Below are 15,391 nucleotides of genomic sequence, written 5' to 3'. Positions count from 1 at the left end.
GGAAGGAGCCCGGGGCCCGATGGATCTCGACCTGACCGAGCGGCAGGAGGCGTTCCGGGCCGAGGCCCGGCGGTGGCTTACGGCCCATGTGCCCGCCGCTCCGCTGCCGTCCCTGGAGACCGCCGAGGGGTTCGCCGCCCACCGCGCCTGGGAGCGGACCCTGGCGTCCGGCCGCTGGTCGGCGGTGACCTGGCCCGAGGAGTACGGCGGGCGGGGCGCGTCGGTGCTGGAGTGGCTGCTGTTCGAGGAGGAGTACTACGCGGCGGGCGCGCCCGGCCGGGTGAGCCAGAACGGCGTCAGCCTGCTGGCCCCCACCCTCTTCGACCACGGCACCGCCGAACAGCGCGCCCGCGTCCTGCCGCCGATGGCATGCGGCGAGGTGGTCTGGGCGCAGGCGTGGTCCGAACCGGAGGCGGGCTCCGACCTCGCCTCCCTGCGCTCCACCGCCCGGCGCACGGACGGCGGCTGGCTGCTGACCGGCCAGAAGACCTGGTCCTCCCGGGCGGCCTTCGCCGACCGGGCCTTCGGGCTGTTCCGCAGCCACCGGGAGCCGGGGGCGCCGCCCCACCGCGGGCTGACGTATCTGATGTTCCCGCTGGACGCGCCGGGCGTGACCGTACGCCCCATCGGCCGCCTCGACGGAAAGCCCGCCTTCGCCGAACTCTTCCTGGACGAGGTGTTCGTGCCCGACGAGGACGTCATCGGCGAGCCGGGGCAGGGCTGGCGCGTCGCGATGAGCACGGCGGGCAACGAGCGCGGGCTGACCCTCCGCAGCCCCGGCCGCTACACGGCCGCGGCCCGCCGCCTGACCGCCCTGTGGCGGACGCGCGCCGCCGCCGGGGACGAGGCGGGCACGGCCCTGCGGGACCGGGTGGCCGACGCCGTGATCCGCGCCCGCGCGTACGAACTCTTCGCGTACGCGGGCGCCTCGCGCCTGGCCGCCGGGGAACAGCTCGGGGCCGAGTCGAGCCTCAACAAGGTCTTCTGGTCGGAGCTGGACATCAGCCTCCACGAAACGGCCCTCGACCTGCTGGGGCCCTCCGGTGAGCTGGCGGAGGACGGCTGGGCGGAGGGCTATGTCTTCGCGCTGGCGGGGCCGATCTACGCCGGGACGAACGAGATCCAGCGGGACATCGTGGCGGAACGGCTGCTGGGCCTGCCGAAGAGCAGGCGGTGAGCGGGCCTCTCAAGGCCCCTCGAGGCCCCTCGAGGCCCCGGAATGTTCCCGGACGCCCGGCCACCGGGATGCTCCCGGGTTCCCGGGCCCCCCGGCCCGCGTCGGCGGCACCGGCCACCGGGGTTCCGGGGCCCGGGCTCGGGGGTGCTCCCAGCCGCTGGGCCCGGGGGCCCTGGGGCCCCGGCCCGAGCACGGGGCCCGGGCCACCGGCCTTATGGATACCGCGACGGCGACGGCTACCCGCGACGAAAGGCGACCGCGCATGAGATTCCTGCTGGACGAGGCGCAGAGCGAGTTCGGCCGCACCCTCGACCGGATGCTCACCGCCGCGGACACCCCCGGCGCGGTGCGGGCCTGGGCGCGGGGTGAGCACGCGCCCGGGCGGGCGCTGTGGAGTCGGCTCGCCGAGGCCGGGGTGACCGCGCTCGCCGTGCCGGAGGCGTACGAGGGGGTGGGGCCGCTGCCGGTGGAGCTGGCCGTGGCCTGCGTCGAGCTGGGGCGGCACGCCGTGCCGGGCCCGTGGGCCGAGACGGCCGCCGCTGCGGCGCTGCTGACGGCGGCGCCCACGGCCGGGGACTGGCTGCCCCGTATCGCCTCCGGGCAGGCCATGGTCACCGTGGCGATGGCCGACGGCGGTCCGTTCGCCCTGGACGCGGACGCCGCCGACGCCGTCCTCGCCGTCCGCGGCGAGGAGTTGTGGCTCGCCCCTGGGCACGGCCCGGTGCGGGCCTCCCTCGACCCCGCCCGGCGCCTCGCCCCGCCGCTGCCCGGGGGTGAGCCCCTCGCCCGGGGCGCGGCCGTCGCCGCGGCCGCCGCGCGCGCCGCGGACTGGGCCGCCCTCGCCACCGCCGCGCAGTCCCTCGGCGTCGGGCTCGCGCTGCTGGACCGGACGGTGGCGTACGTCAAACAGCGCACCCAGTTCGGGCGTGCGATCGGCTCGTTCCAGGCGGTGCGGCACCAGTTGGCGGATGTGCTCATCGGGCTCGCCTTCGCCCGCCCACTGCTCCACGGGGCCGCGGTCGCGCTCGCGGCGGGCGGGCCGGGTGCCGGGGCCGAGGTCGCCGCCGCCAAGGTGGCGGCGGGCGACGCGGCGTACGCGGCCGGGCGCACCGCCCTCCAGTTGCACGGCGCGATCGGCTACACCGACGAGTACGACCTGTCCCTGTGGATCCGCAAGGCCCGCGCCCTGCGGGGCGCCTGGGGCTCGCCCTCGGTCTGCCGCGCGCGCGTGCTCGCGCCCTGACAAGGGGGCGCACACCGGGCCATGCTGTACCGACGAGAGCAGCGGCGGCGAAGCGAACAGCGAGGTATGCCCGGATGCACCGGCCCCGGCCCACCCTGGAGAGCGTGGCCCGGCACGCGGGCGTCTCGCGCGCCACCGTCTCCCGCGTCGTCAACGGCTCGACCAGGGTCGCCGAGGACAGCCGTACGGCGGTACTGCGGGCCGTCGAGGAGCTGGGGTACGTCCCCAACCAGGCGGCCCGGAGCCTGGTGACCCAGCGCACCGACTCGTTCGCACTCGTCCTGCCCGAGGAGCCGGGCCGGGTCTTCTCCGACGACCAGTTCTTCCCCGGTGTGGTGCGCGGCGTGGGCCAGGAGCTGGAGGACGCGGACAAGCAGCTCGTACTGATGATGGCCCGCTCCCCCGCCAGCCGGGACCGCATCGAGCGCTTCGCCCTGGCGCGCCATGTCGACGGCGTCATGGTCGCCTCCATGCACGGCGCCGATCCGCTGCCCGCCGCGCTGGCCCGCATGGGCATTCCGGTGGTCTGCAACGAACGGCTGCCGGGCGCGGCGGCGCTGCCGTACGTGGGCGTCGACAACGCCGGGGGCGCGGCCCTCGCCGTACGGCATCTGCTCCGCTCGGGCCGCACCCGCGTCGGCACGGTCGCGGGCCCGCAGGACATGGTGGCCGGTATCGACCGGCTGACCGGCTACCGGACGGCGCTGGCCGGGGCGGGGCGGGAACCGGTGGTGGCGGCCGGGGACTTCACGCAGGAGTCGGGCGCGGTCGCGATGCGGGAGCTGCTGGGGCGGGTTCCGGAGCTGGACGCCGTCTTCGTGGCCTCCGACCTGATGGGCCTCGGGGTGCTGCGGGCCCTGCGGCAGGCCGGGCGGCGGGTGCCGGAGGACGTGGCGGTGGTGGGCTTCGACGATGTGCAGGCGGCGCGCTACGCGGACCCGCCGCTGACGACGGTGCGGCAGCCGATCGCGGAGATCGGGCGGCGGCTGGCACGTCAGCTGCTGCGGCTGGCAAGCGGGGAGACGATCGAACCGGCGGTGGTGCTGGACGTGGAGCTGGTGCTGCGAGGGTCGGCGTAGCAGCGTCGCCACTACAGCGTGTACTGGCGCAACTGCCCGCGGAACTCCCGCTCGAACGCTTCGTACCTCCCCCGCAGCTCGGCGCCCGGCCACCCCTGCGGCAGCAGTTCGTCCGGGAGCACCGGGTCCGTCAGCAGATGCCGCAGCACGGCCGCCGCGACGGTGAAGCGGTCGGCCGGGCTCCGCGCCGCGTCCAGGGCCTCGACCAGGCGGCGCGCCCGGTCGGCCCAGTCCGGCAGGTCCCAGAGCCGGGCCGCGAGGGCGGCGGGGTCGTCCTCCGGGGCGGCGGTGAAGCAGCCGCACTGCTCGGCGACCACGGGCGGGCGGGGGCGTACGAGGTTGGCGGGGCGCAGCCAGGTGCCCTCGCGGAGCTCGGCGAGCCGCAGCGCGGACATCGCCTGGCGGAGCGCGGCGCGCTCGGGGGCGGGGCGGCGGTCGGGGGTGACGACGGCGATCTCCCAGGTGCCGTCCCAGTGCCGGACGCGGGGCGCGCGGCTGTCGTCCTGGCGGGCCTGGCGGGCGAGCAGCCGGTCGGTGAGCCGGTAGGCGCCACCGTGCTGTTCGAGGTCACCGGCGGCCACCATCCGGGTGAGGGCGACCCGCACCGTCCCCTCCGCCGTGCCGAACAGCGCGCCGACGCGGACGAGCGCGCGGGCGGGCAGCTGCGGCGGATGGTGGCCCAGCAGGGTGCTGAGCACGATCGAGCGCGCCGTGAGGGGGCGCAGCGTGAGCGTTCCGGTGTCATCCATAACTGTGCGCAACCTTATCCATCGCCGCTTCCGGCTACCATTACAGTTTTTCCTCACGCATACTGGAATTGTAAGAACCGCAGAACGACCCGGCACGGCACCCGCGGCGATCCCAGGAGACGCTTGCCATGAGCGCGACGCACGAAGTCCTCAACCAGGCTCCGCCCCTCGTCGGCTTCAGCACGGCCGACGACCCCGCCCTGCTGGAGGCCCTGCGCCGGGACGGCGCCGAATGGGCCGAGCCGCGGGTGCGGGAGGTGGGCGCCCGGGCCGGTTCCGCCGAGGTCCAGGACTGGGCGCGGATGGCGGAGGGGCACCCTCCGGTGCTCCACACCCATGACCGCTACGGCCACCGGATCGACGAGGTCGAGTACCACCCCGCCTACCACCAGCTGATGACCGCCGCCGTGGAGAGCGGCCAGCACGCGGCGGCCTGGGCCGAGACCCGCCCCGGGCGGCATCTGGCGCGCGCGGCCACGTTCTACGCCTTCGCCCAGGCCGAGCCCGGCCACGGCTGCCCGATTTCCATGACGTACGCCGCGGTCCCGGCCCTGCGCGCCGCACCGGAGCTGGCCGCCGCGTACGAGCCGCTGCTGACCGCCCGCACCTACGACTTCGGACTGCGCGCGCCGCTCACCAAGCGCGGGCTGATCGCGGGCATGTCGATGACGGAGAAGCAGGGCGGCTCGGACGTACGCGCCAACACCACCGAGGCCGTACCGGTGGCCGGGGACGACGGCACCTACCTGCTCACCGGCCACAAGTGGTTCACGTCCGCGCCGATGAGCGATGTGTTCCTGACGCTGGCGCAGGCCCCCGAGGGGCTGACCTGCTTCCTGGTGCCGCGTGTCCTGCCGGACGGCACCCGCAACGCCCTGTACCTCCAGCGGCTCAAGAACAAGCTCGGCAACCGCTCCAACGCGTCCTCCGAGATCGAGTACGACCGCGCCATGGCCTGGCGGATCGGCGAACCGGGCCGCGGGGTGCGGACCATCGTCGAGATGGTCAATGTGACCCGGCTGGACTGCGTGATCGGTTCGGCGGCGGGCATGCGCGCCGGGCTGCGGCAGGCGCTGCACCACAGCGAGCACCGCCGGACCTTCGGCACCGAGCTGATCGACCAGCCGCTGATGCGCAACGTGCTGGCCGATCTGGCGGTCGAGTCGGAGGCGGCCACCACGCTCGCGATGCGGCTGGCGGCCGCCCTGGACCACGCGGAGGCCGGGGACACCGGCGAGGCGGCGCTGCGTCGGCTGGGGCTCGCGGTAGCCAAGTACTGGGTGTGCAAGCGCGGCGCCACGCACGCCGCCGAGGCCCTGGAGTGCCTGGGCGGCAACGGCTATGTGGAGGACTCCGGCATGCCGCGGCTGTACCGGGAGGCGCCGCTGCAGTCGATCTGGGAGGGCTCGGGGAACGTCGCCGCCCTCGATGTGCTGCGCGCGCTCGGCCGGGAGACGGGCGCGCTGGACGCCTTCCTCGCCGAGGTGGACACCGCCGCCGGGGCCGACGCGCGGCTGGACGCGGCCGTGGCCCGGCTGCGCGCGCTGCTGCCGCAGCTCGCCGATCCGCAGCGGGCCCAACTGCTCGCGCGCCGCCTCGCCGAGCAGATGACCCTGGTCCTCCAGGGCAGCCTGCTGGTGCGGTACAGCCACCCTGCGGTCGCCGACGCGTTCTGCGCCTCCCGGCTCGACGGGGACTGGGGGCACGCTTTCGGCACCCTGCCGCCGGGGACGGACACCGGCCCGATCCTGGACCGGGCCCGACCCAAGGACCTCCGGGCGTAAACCTCACACCCGGAAACCTCCACACTAGTTCCCCTATTCGGGCGAATAGTTGGGGACATACGGCTGACAGCGGCCCATTCAGCCGAACATCACCTCGTGAATCGATGGAATCGCGCATGGCGGGCGGGGGTCCTGACCACAACCCTGCTGCTCGCCTCGACGGGGGCGACGGCGTTAGCCGACGGGGGTGGTGACGGCCGGGCGGCCGCCACCACGGCCCCGCGGCCGACGCCCGACGTCCGGACCGGGGCGGGTACGGGGGACGGGGATGCGGACCATGGACCGCGTACGGGGCTGAGGGTGCGGGTGCGGGTCCAGATCGGCCCGGGCTTCTGTGTATGCGTCAGGGCGTCGGTGGCGGCGCGGCGGGGCTGGCTCAGGTTCCGCTACGGCTGGTGCCCGCCACCCAAGCCCACGCCGACCCCGTCGCCGACGCCGACGCCGACACCCACGCCGACGCCGACGCCCAGCCCCACTCCGACCCCGTCGCCGACGCCAACACCCAGCCCCACGCCGACCCCCGCGCCGACGCCCACGCCCAGCGCGTCGCCGTCGGCCACCCCGGCGCCGAGCCCCACCCCGACGCGCGCTCCCGCGCCCCCGCGGTCGGCAGGGCCCGCACCCGCGCCCGCCCCGTCCGTGCGGCGTCCCGAGCCACCGCGCCCGGTCGCTCCGCCGACCCGGCCCCCCGCGCCTCCGGCGCCGCCTCCCGAACCGGCTCCCACGCCGAGCGAGACCCACCGCGTCGCGGTGCACGCGTATGAGAAGCCCGCGCGCCACGAACCCGACGGCGGAACCTCCTTGGTCACATTCACCCTGCTGCTCACCGCGCCCGCGGTCCTCGCGGCCGCCGCGCTCCGCCCCCGCTCGCGCTCCGGCTCGCGCGGCGGACGACGCGGCTGACCCGCACCCACCGCCCGGCCGTACCGGCCGATCCGTACCGGAGGTTACCCATGCCCGAATGGCTGATTCTGATTCTTCTGATGGCCGGGATCTGCGCGGCCGTCGTCGTCCTCGCGATCCTCAACGCCCGCCGCCTGGGCGAGGACGACGATCCGAGCGAGACGCCCGATGTCCTCGACTACATGATCATGATGATCGGCGTGGTCTACGCGATCGTGCTGGGCCTGGCCATCGCCGGGGTCTGGGAGTCCCGCGGCGCCGCCCAGGACGGCGTGCGGACGGAGGCGCAGGCGCTGCACGAGGTGTCCGAGCGGGTGAGCGTCTACCCCCAGCCGGTGCGCGACCGGATCCGCGACGACGTCGACGCGTACGTGAGCCATGTGGTGGGCCGGGAGTGGAAGGTGATGGTCGACAAGGGCGAACTCACCGACCGGGGCACCGATCTGCTGGCCAGGCTGCGGCACGACGTCACCATGGCCAAGCCGCAGTCCGACCTTCAGGCGCAGGCGTACCAGCCGCTCGTGGACCAGGTGGCCGCCGTCGACGACGCGCGGGGCGCCCGCCAGCAGAGCGCGGGGCCGACGATGCCCGACGTGGTCTGGGTCGGGCTGCTGTTCGGCGCGGCGCTGGTGATCGGGCTGGTCTTCACCCTGCAGATCCGCCGCTCGCCACGGGAGCTGATGCTGGCGGTGATGTTCACCGCCCTCATCATCTTCCTGCTCTATCTGGTGTGGGACTTCGACGAGCCCTTCGGACGGTCCGTCGGCGACGCGACCACGCCCTTCACCGACCTGTTCCCGAGCGCCCGGGGAGGTGTGTGACCGGCCGGGGTCAGGACACCGACACCGGGAGCACCCGGCGCAGCGGGTCCTCGGGCACCCGGCCGTGGGCCTTCCACTCGCGCGGGTAGCCGACCGAGACCTCCTGGAACTTCACCCCGTCCTCCACCGTGGTCCGGGGGATGTGCAGATGGCCGTAGACGACGGTCTCGGCGCGGAACCGCACATGCCAGTCGGCGGTCAGCTCGGTGCCGCACCACAGGGCGAAGTCCGGGTAGCGCAGCACCCGGGTGGGCAGCCGGGTCATCGGCCAGTGGTTGATGAGCACCGTCTTGAACGCGGGGTCGCAGGCGGCGAGCCGGGCCTCGGTCTCGGCGATCCGGGCGCGGCACCAGGCGTCGCGGGTGGGGTACGGGTCGGGGTGCAGGAAGTGCTCGTCGGTGCAGACGACGCCCTCGTCGTGGGCATGGGCGAGGGCGGCCTCCTTGGTGGTGAGGCCGTCGAGGCGGAAGGTGTAGTCGTAGAGCAGGAACAGCGGGGCGATGGTGAGCGGCCCGCCGTTGCCCTCCCACACCGGGTACGGGTCCTCGGGCGTGACGATGCCCTTGCTCCGGCACATCTCCACCAGCGCCTCGTAGCGCGCCACCCCCCGGGCCTCCACCGGGTCCTTGGGGTGGGTCCACAGCTCATGGTTGCCCGGCGACCAGATGACCTTGGCGAAGCGCTCGCTCAGCAGCCCCAGTGCCCATTCGATGTCGGCGAAGACCTCGCCGACGTCCCCGGCGACGATCAGCCAGTCGTCCTCGGAGCCGGGCCGCAGCCGCTCCACGATCGCCCGGTTCTCCTCGTAGGCCACGTGCAGGTCACTGATGGCGAGTAGTTCGCCCCGGTGCGTGCCGCCCATTGTTTCTCCTGTCGTACGGTCGGCGGTCATGGTGTGGTCGCGACGTATTCACGCCGCGGGACGGCCCGGCTGATCACCGGCTCGTCCCCAGGGGGTGTCTCGCCGATCATGCCGGGCCCCCGGCGTCTGGCACGGCACCTCGCGGCCCCGCGCTCGTCGCACGCAGCGCCGCTGCGCTCTCCTCACGCGGGTTGCGATGCACCGCACCAGATGCCGCTCGCTGACCCGGCCTGATCGACAAGACACCCCCAGGCGCTAGCCTCGCAGATGTGGTGGACAAACTTCCCGCGGCCTTCGAGCGCGGAACTGACGGTCCGAAGGTTATCGTGGCCGGTCTGGACGGCTCCGAGTCGTCCTGGCGTGCCGTCGCGTACGCCGCGGGGCTGGCCAGACGGCAGCACGCGCTGCTCGCCGTGGTGTACATACAGCCGGTGATGGCGGCCGGGGCGGCGCTGGGCGCCTCCGTGGTGGACACCACGGGCGAGGTGGCCGAGGAGTTGCTGCGGGAGATGCGCGAGGCCACCGAGCGGCTGCGCGGGGTCTTCGAGGTGCGCTGGGAGTTCCACACCTTCCGCGGCGATCCGTACAACGGCCTGGCGACGGCGGCGGACGAACTGAAGGCCGACGCGGTGGTGGTCGGCGCGTCCGAGCAGGCGGGGCACCGCATCGTGGGCTCGGTGGCGGTCCGGCTGGTCAAGGCGGGACGCTGGCCGGTCACGGTGGTGCCGTAAGGCGCCGGGCGTGGCGGGGCCGTCCGGAGGAGCGGGGCCGTCCGGCTCGCGGACCGGGGCGGGGTGAGGCACCGTGGGAAGTGGACCCATCGGACACCCCGACCGGGGAGACTGCCATGTCCCATACCTACCGGGTGACGGAGATCGTCGGCTCGTCCACCGAGAGCGTCGACGACGCGATCCGCAGCGGTGTCAGCCGCGCCTCGAAGACGCTGCGCAATCTGGACTGGTTCGAGGTCGGCGCCGTCCGCGGACATATCGAGAACGGCCGGATCGCGCACTACCAGGTGGGGCTGAAGGTCGGATTCCGGCTGGAGGACGCCGACTCCGCCGCCGGTGATCTGCCCGGCTGATTCAGCCACGGGGGACGACGGCGGACAGCACGGACGGCAGCGGATACCAGTCGGCGGTCGCGAAGCTGGCGTGCCGCGCGGCGAGGTCGTTCACCCGCTCCCGGGCCTGCGCCTCGGTGGGGCTCGTGCCGTCGATGGCGGGCGCGACGTTCTGCGCGTCCGTCATGGTCAGGATGTAGTGGCGGGTGTCGTACCAGGCGGTGTCGATGTTCCCGCTGACGTACGCGGAGGCGTCGCCGTCGAAGAACACGAACCACGGGCGGATCGCGGCGTCCTGGTAGCGGGTGCGCGGGTCGCCGGAGGCGGCGGTGTGGACGGCGGGGAAGGCGCCCGCCTCGCGGAGCCTTCCGGCGGCGGCGAGATCGCGCAGATGGGTGGCGTACTCGCGGTCGGTCCACAGGGTGTCGAGCGGGTTGTTCTCCTCGACGGTGCCCGGGATCAGCTCGACGATGAACTTGCCCGCGAGCGCGGACCGGGACGGCCAGGCCCCGGCCCGTACCGCCGCGTCCAGGTCGGTGTGGTCGCCCACCACGTCCGCGGGGCGCAGCAGCGCGTCGCCGAGGGTGCGGGACAGGAGCGCGTCGAGGTCGTCGGGTCCGCGGCCGCTCTTGTCGTAGAAGCCGTCCTTCATCTCCGTCTTGATGACGATGGGCCGGTGGCCGGGGTGGGCGTCGTGCCATGCCTTCATGTCGGCGAGGCAGCCCGCCAGGCTCTGGTTGCGGGCCTTGGTGCGCAGTTCGGCGGGGGTGGCGGCGTTCTCGCAGTTGTTGTCGTTGCCGAGCGGGTTGCCGTGCGAGACCCGCCACCCGGAGCCGAACGCGTTGGTCCACACGTCGAGTTCGAGCAGGGAGGCGCCGGAGTCGAGCGCGTCGGCGAAGTACGGATACTTGGCCTTCTCGTACGCGTTGTGCACGCCCACCCCCGTGGTGGCGGCGTACGACGGCTCGGCCGCTGCGGCCGGACCCGCGCCCTCCGCCGCCGTCAGACACAGTGCGGCGGCCGCCGCCGCGACCGCCACCGTCCGCGTGTGCCGCGCCCTGCCGGACGCGGCTCCCCCCGAGTCGCCCATCTGCCCCCACCCCTGCCGCTGCCGTCAGAACTGGGCAGCAGCGTACGGGAGGGGCCCGCGGGTGACGAGGGGAGCTTGGTCACATAGGGGGTGTTCCGGGGTCAGGCGCCCACGAGTTCGCGGGCCGCCGCGGTGATCGCCTCGGCGTCGATCCCGGCCTGGTTCAGCTGCTCGGCCGGGGTGCCGGACACCGGCATGTTCCGTACGGCGAGCCGCACGACGCGGGGCGCCGGGCGGCCGTCGGCGAAGGCGCTCTGCACCGCGTCGCCCACACCGCCCTCGGGGTGGTGGTCCTCGACGGTGATCAGACGGCCCGTCACCTCGGCGGCGGTGCGCAGCGCCTCGGCGTCGACCGGCTTGAGCGAGTACAGGTCGATGACGCGCGCGGAGATGCCGTCCCGGGCGAGCCGGTCGGCGGCGGCGAGGGCCTCGTGGACGGTGATCCCCGCCGCGACGAGGGTGACGCGGTCGCTCTCGGTGGCGCGCAGGATCTTCGATCCGCCGATGGGGAAGCGCTCGGAGGACGGGTAGATGACGGGCGTCCCGCCGCGCGAGGTGCGCAGATAGCGGATGCCCGACAGCTCGGCCATGGTGGCGGTCAGCTGGGCGGTCTGGTTGGCGTCGCACGGGTAGAGCACGGTGCTGCCGTGCACCGCCCTCATCGCCGCCAGATCCTCCAGGCCCATCTGCGAGGGCCCGTCCTGGCCGATGGCGACCCCGGCGTGCGAGCCGACCAGGCTGAGGGAGGCGCGGCTGACGGAGGCCATCCGGACGAAGTCGTAGGCGCGGCTGAGGAAGGCGGAGAAGGTGCAGGCGTACGGGGTCCAGCCGCGGGTCTGCATGCCCACCGCGGCGGCCACCATCTGCTGTTCGGCGATGTAGAACTCGAAGTAGCGCTCGGGGTGTTCCTTGTGGAAGTACTCCAGCCGGGTCGAGTCGCCCACCTCGCCGTCGAGCGCCACCACATCGCCGCGGGCGGTGCCGACGGCGGCCAGCGCCTCGCCGAACGCGTCGCGGGTGGGGACGGTGTCGCCGGTGTTGAAGCGCGGCAGGCTCAGCGGGCCCTCCGACGTGGGCCGGGTGGGCTTCTCCGCGGGCGGGCCGAGCACCGGTACCGCCATGTTCCTTACGCCACCGAGCTCGGCGATGGCCTCCTCGGGGTCCTTCAGCGGCTTGCCGTGCATGCCCTCGTGGTTCTCCACGGAGGCGACGCCGCGGCCCTTCTGGGTGCGGGCGATGATGGCGGTGGGACGGCCGACGGTCGAGGTCGCCTCGCCGTACGCGCGGTCGATCGCGGCGATGTCGTGCCCGTCGACCTCGATGGTGTGCCAGTCGAAGGCGCGGATGCGGCGGGCGTAGGCGTCCAGGTCCCACTGGTGGCGGGTGGGTCCGCGCTGGCCGAGCCGGTTGACGTCGATGATGGCGGTGAGGTTGTCGAGCCGTTCGTGGCCCGCGTGCTCGAACGCCTCCCACACCGAGCCCTCGGCCATCTCGCTGTCCCCGCACAGCACCCAGACCCGGCTGGAGACATGGTCGAGCCGCGCTCCGGCCAGCGCCATGCCGACGCCGTAGGGCAGCCCCTGGCCGAGCGATCCGGTGGCCACGTCCACCCAGGGCAGTTCGGGCGTGGGATGGCCCTCCAACCGGCTGCCGAGCTTGCGGAAGGTCAGCAGCTCCTCGTCCTTGAGCGCACCGGCCGCCTTGTAGAGCGAGTACAGCAGCGGAGAGGCGTGCCCCTTGGAGAAGATCAGGTGGTCGTTGCCCGGGTGCTCCGGCTTTTCGAAGTCATAGCGCAGATGGTTGCCCATGAGGACGGCCATCAGGTCCGCCGCCGACATCGACGACGTGGGGTGGCCGGACCCGGCGGCGGCCGAGGACCGCACGGAGTCCACCCGGAGCTGCTGCCCGAGCTCGCTGAGCTGTTCGTGTCGCATTGTTCTCCTTCCAAGCTTTTCCGGCGGCCCAGCTTCCGGCGCTTCAGCCGCGGCTGTGCTGCGCGACCTCGGGTGACTCGGTGTCCAGCGGCACCGACCAGGACGGCACCAGGCCGAACTGGACCGCCTGCGGCGGCAGCGCCGCGTCCAGCAGCCAGTCGGCGGCCACCCGGACCCGGTTGCCGGGCATGGACATCAGGTGGTAGCCGCGGGTGACCGCGTTGGCCGCGGGACCGGCCAGCGGGATGTGCAGCGGGTCCGCGGCCGCCTGCACCCCGCCGAGGTCGACCGTGAACCCCAGGTCATGGTGTTTGTACGGGCGCGGGGCGCCGCGCCCGAGGGAGGCGAGGATGTTGTGGGCGGCCACCTTGCCCTGGCGCTGCGCGTGCTGCGCGGTCATCGGCGTGAACTCGCCCGGCCGGGTCAGATCCGGCACCGCGGCGGCGTCCCCGCAGGCCAGTACCTCCGGGTGGCCGGGCACGGTCAGGTACTGGTCGACCCGCAGCCGCCCCCGCTCGGTCGCCAGCCCGAGGTCCTCCACCAGCGGGTCGGGGCGTACGCCGACGCACCAGATCAGCGACCGGGTGTCGATGAACTCGCCGTCGTCGAGCAGCACGCCGTCGGAGGTGGCTTCCTTGACCGAGGTGCCCAGCCGGACGTCCACACCGCGCCGCCGCAGCACCCGGTCCGCGGTGCGGGAGAGGCGCATCTCCAGGTTGGGCAGCACCCGCTTCGCCACGTCGAGCAGGAGCCAGCGGGGCTGGTGATCATGGCGCAGCGCGATGTTCCGCCGGGCGAGCGAGTCGGTGAACAGCACGCCGTGGGCCGCCACTTCGGTGCCGGTGTATCCGGCGCCCACCACCACGAAGGTACGGCGCGCGGCCCGCTCGCGGGGGTCGCGGGTGTTGGCCGCCATCTCGATCTGGCGGGTGACATGGTCCCGCAGGTACAGGGCCTCCGGCATGCCGCGGAAGCCGTGCGCGTGCTCGGCCACGCCCGGGATCGGCAGCAGCTTGTTGACGCTGCCCAGCGCCAGGACGAGCCGGTCGTACGCCATCTCGCCGCGGCTTCCCTCGGGGTCGGTCCAGGTGACCCGGCGGCCGGTGAGGTCGACGGAGTCGACGTTGCCCAGCACCAGCCGGACGTATGGCAGCGTGGCGGTGAGGGACACCGACACCCGGCGCGGCTCCAGGACACCGGCGGCCACCTCGGGCAGGAGCGGCAGGTACAGAAAGTAGTCGTTGGGGTTGATCAGGACGATCTCCGCCGCGCGGCGCAGCGAGCGCGACAGCGTACGGGCGGCCTGGTAACCGGCGAAACCGGCCCCCACGATCACGATGCGTACTGGGCTCACACGTAACTCCCGGGCACGACGAGGGCAGAGCGCTCCAAGTGCCCGTACAGACCGAGGCCAAACCTGGGGTGGTGGCCGGCCTCGGCCCGGTGGAGAATCCGCGCCCGTTACGCCCGCACCGGCTCGTCCCAGTCGATGCGGTAGCCGGTCAGCCAGTCGTCGCCGCCCGTGCCGCCCGCCCGGTCCAGCCTGCGGGCCATCGTGGCGTCCCGCAGGGCCCGCTTGACCGGCCCTGGGGCGTTGCGGCGGGCCAGGCCCGCGCTGTTCGCGGCCACCTTCTCGACCCGCTCGCGGCGCAGCCCCTCGTACGCGGCGAACGCCGACCGCGGGCCGGGCAGGTCGCGCAGGCACTTGGCGAGCACCACACCGTCCTCGATGGCCATCGAGGCGCCCTGGGCGGCGTTGGGCGCGCAGGCGTGGGCCGCGTCCCCCACGATGACCATGCCCTCCTCGGACCAGACGGGGGTGGAGACGAGGTCGTACGCGGCGGTGGCGACGATGTTCTCGCCGGTGGCGCGGACGATGTCGGCGGCCGGGGTCTGGTCCTCGGCGAACAGCTCCGTCAGCCGGTCCCGCCACTGCTCGGGGGTGACGGCGGCCAGCTCCGCCTTGGACAGTTCGGCCGCCGGGGCGTTGCTGAACCACCACACCTCGCCGTCGGGCGCGGCGGTGCAGCCGAAGAACGCCTGCTTGCCGAAGACCATCGAGTAGGTTTCCGCGGCGGGCGGCGCGGTGGCGTCGCGGGTGTAGCCGCACACCGTGTGCTGTCCGGTGTAGCGGGGCCGGGGCGCGCCCGCGTCGATGGTCCGGCGGATGAGGGAGTGGATTCCGTCGGCGCCGATGAGAACGTCGCCCACGGCCCGGCCGCCGTCCGCGAAGGAGCCCACGACGCGGCCGTCCGGGCCGGTCTGGGCGGCCAGCAGCCGCTTGCCGTGCTCGATGCGCACGCCGCGGCGGATCGCCTCCTCGCGCAGCACCCGGGCCAGCGTGGCGCGCCTGATGGTGACCGCCCCGAGGCCGCCGTCCTCCGCTCCGGACATCGGCTTGTCGCCCAGCCGTTTGCCGGTGTTGCTGAGGAACTCGACGCGGGTGGCGGGAAAGGCGTGCTCCAGGACCGGTCCATGGGCGTCGATGGTGCGCAGCGCCTCCAGCCCGTTGTTCGCGACGAGGAGGAACGCGCCGCCCGTGTCGGTGGCGTCCGGCGGGTACGCCTCGTGGACGACCGCGTCGATGCCCGCCTTGTGCAGGGCCATCGCGGTGACCGTACCGGCGATGCCGCCACCGATGATCAGAGCCTTGGTCATGGTGCTCCGTGACAGAGGGTCGGTAAAG

Annotated in this window: 14 protein-coding genes; 8 read left to right on the top strand and 6 right to left on the bottom strand. The window is 73.9% G+C overall.

Annotated features, from left to right (window positions below):
- The first annotated feature begins 19 nt into the window (after positions 1–19).
- The 3 genes from ACZ59A_RS24935 to ACZ59A_RS24925 all read left to right on the top strand — a co-directional run bounded on the left by ACZ59A_RS24935 (position 20) and on the right by ACZ59A_RS24925 (position 3,499).
- Positions 20–1,177 (top strand): acyl-CoA dehydrogenase family protein, encoded by a 1,158-nt coding sequence (locus ACZ59A_RS24935; protein WP_470962173.1) that lies wholly within the window; start codon positions 20–22, stop codon positions 1,175–1,177.
- Between the two features lie 262 nt (positions 1,178–1,439).
- Positions 1,440–2,420: an acyl-CoA dehydrogenase family protein gene (locus ACZ59A_RS24930; protein WP_470962170.1), complete on the top strand. Its 981-nt coding sequence runs from the start codon at positions 1,440–1,442 to the stop codon at positions 2,418–2,420.
- Between the two features lie 74 nt (positions 2,421–2,494).
- Positions 2,495–3,499, top strand: a complete 1,005-nt coding sequence (locus ACZ59A_RS24925) for a LacI family DNA-binding transcriptional regulator (protein ID WP_470962167.1) — start codon at positions 2,495–2,497, stop codon at positions 3,497–3,499.
- Positions 3,500–3,510: 11 nt separating this feature from the next.
- On the opposite strand, the gene ACZ59A_RS24920 is transcribed toward ACZ59A_RS24925, so the two are convergent.
- Positions 3,511–4,248, bottom strand: coding sequence for a PaaX family transcriptional regulator C-terminal domain-containing protein (locus ACZ59A_RS24920; RefSeq protein ID WP_470962164.1), 738 nt, complete (start codon positions 4,246–4,248; stop codon positions 3,511–3,513).
- Between the two features lie 128 nt (positions 4,249–4,376).
- On the opposite strand from ACZ59A_RS24920, the gene ACZ59A_RS24915 reads away from it, so the two are divergent.
- The 3 genes from ACZ59A_RS24915 (at position 4,377) to ACZ59A_RS24905 (ending at position 7,756) form a co-directional block, all read left to right on the top strand.
- A complete protein-coding gene (locus ACZ59A_RS24915; RefSeq protein WP_470962161.1) occupies positions 4,377–6,032 on the top strand; it encodes an acyl-CoA dehydrogenase family protein in 1,656 nt (551 codons plus the stop codon).
- Between the two features lie 395 nt (positions 6,033–6,427).
- Complete coding sequence (locus tag ACZ59A_RS24910) at positions 6,428–6,796, top strand: hypothetical protein (protein ID WP_470962158.1); 369 nt, start codon at positions 6,428–6,430, stop codon at positions 6,794–6,796.
- 189 nt (positions 6,797–6,985) lie between these two features.
- On the top strand, positions 6,986–7,756 hold the full coding sequence (locus ACZ59A_RS24905) for a bestrophin-like domain (RefSeq protein ID WP_470962155.1): 771 nt from the start codon (positions 6,986–6,988) through the stop codon (positions 7,754–7,756).
- A 10-nt stretch (positions 7,757–7,766) separates the two neighbouring features.
- Here the strand turns inward: ACZ59A_RS24905 and ACZ59A_RS24900 are convergent, their stop codons facing one another.
- Positions 7,767–8,618, bottom strand: a complete 852-nt coding sequence (locus ACZ59A_RS24900; RefSeq protein WP_468044025.1) for a metallophosphoesterase family protein — start codon at positions 8,616–8,618, stop codon at positions 7,767–7,769.
- 269 nt (positions 8,619–8,887) lie between these two features.
- Between ACZ59A_RS24900 and ACZ59A_RS24895 the strand changes: the two genes are divergently transcribed.
- Entirely contained in the window at positions 8,888–9,349 is a 462-nt protein-coding gene (locus ACZ59A_RS24895; RefSeq protein WP_470962152.1) for a universal stress protein, read from the top strand.
- A gap of 116 nt (positions 9,350–9,465) precedes the next feature.
- Positions 9,466–9,702, top strand: coding sequence for a dodecin (locus ACZ59A_RS24890; RefSeq protein WP_470962149.1), 237 nt, complete (start codon positions 9,466–9,468; stop codon positions 9,700–9,702).
- Position 9,703: 1 nt separating this feature from the next.
- Here ACZ59A_RS24890 and ACZ59A_RS24885 read toward each other — a convergent pair whose 3' ends face one another.
- From ACZ59A_RS24885 to ACZ59A_RS24870, 4 genes are all read right to left on the bottom strand, one after another.
- A complete protein-coding gene (locus ACZ59A_RS24885) occupies positions 9,704–10,771 on the bottom strand; it encodes a phosphatidylinositol-specific phospholipase C domain-containing protein (protein WP_470962146.1) in 1,068 nt (355 codons plus the stop codon).
- A 101-nt stretch (positions 10,772–10,872) separates the two neighbouring features.
- Entirely contained in the window at positions 10,873–12,705 is a 1,833-nt protein-coding gene (locus ACZ59A_RS24880) for a transketolase (protein WP_470962143.1), read from the bottom strand.
- A gap of 43 nt (positions 12,706–12,748) precedes the next feature.
- Positions 12,749–14,059, bottom strand: coding sequence for an NAD(P)/FAD-dependent oxidoreductase (locus ACZ59A_RS24875; RefSeq protein ID WP_470962140.1), 1,311 nt, complete (start codon positions 14,057–14,059; stop codon positions 12,749–12,751).
- A gap of 107 nt (positions 14,060–14,166) precedes the next feature.
- On the bottom strand, positions 14,167–15,363 hold the full coding sequence (locus tag ACZ59A_RS24870) for an FAD-dependent monooxygenase (protein WP_470962137.1): 1,197 nt from the start codon (positions 15,361–15,363) through the stop codon (positions 14,167–14,169).
- Positions 15,364–15,391 lie beyond the last annotated feature (28 nt).

The sequence above is a fragment of the Streptomyces sp. NPDC040405 genome, assembly GCF_055595765.1.
Note: the sequence above shows the minus strand (reverse complement) of the source record. Positions and strands in the feature narration are given on the sequence as shown.

Coding starts and splice junctions, on each gene's coding strand:
- ACZ59A_RS24880 (WP_470962143.1), bottom strand. CDS start 12,705: ATGCGACACGAACAGCTCAGCGAGCTCGGGCAGCAGCTCCGGGTGGAC.
- ACZ59A_RS24925 (WP_470962167.1), top strand. CDS start 2,495: ATGCACCGGCCCCGGCCCACCCTGGAGAGCGTGGCCCGGCACGCGGGC.
- ACZ59A_RS24900 (WP_468044025.1), bottom strand. CDS start 8,618: ATGGGCGGCACGCACCGGGGCGAACTACTCGCCATCAGTGACCTGCAC.
- ACZ59A_RS24930 (WP_470962170.1), top strand. CDS start 1,440: ATGAGATTCCTGCTGGACGAGGCGCAGAGCGAGTTCGGCCGCACCCTC.
- ACZ59A_RS24915 (WP_470962161.1), top strand. CDS start 4,377: ATGAGCGCGACGCACGAAGTCCTCAACCAGGCTCCGCCCCTCGTCGGC.
- ACZ59A_RS24890 (WP_470962149.1), top strand. CDS start 9,466: ATGTCCCATACCTACCGGGTGACGGAGATCGTCGGCTCGTCCACCGAG.
- ACZ59A_RS24905 (WP_470962155.1), top strand. CDS start 6,986: ATGCCCGAATGGCTGATTCTGATTCTTCTGATGGCCGGGATCTGCGCG.
- ACZ59A_RS24935 (WP_470962173.1), top strand. CDS start 20: ATGGATCTCGACCTGACCGAGCGGCAGGAGGCGTTCCGGGCCGAGGCC.
- ACZ59A_RS24920 (WP_470962164.1), bottom strand. CDS start 4,248: ATGGATGACACCGGAACGCTCACGCTGCGCCCCCTCACGGCGCGCTCG.
- ACZ59A_RS24885 (WP_470962146.1), bottom strand. CDS start 10,771: ATGGGCGACTCGGGGGGAGCCGCGTCCGGCAGGGCGCGGCACACGCGG.
- ACZ59A_RS24870 (WP_470962137.1), bottom strand. CDS start 15,363: ATGACCAAGGCTCTGATCATCGGTGGCGGCATCGCCGGTACGGTCACC.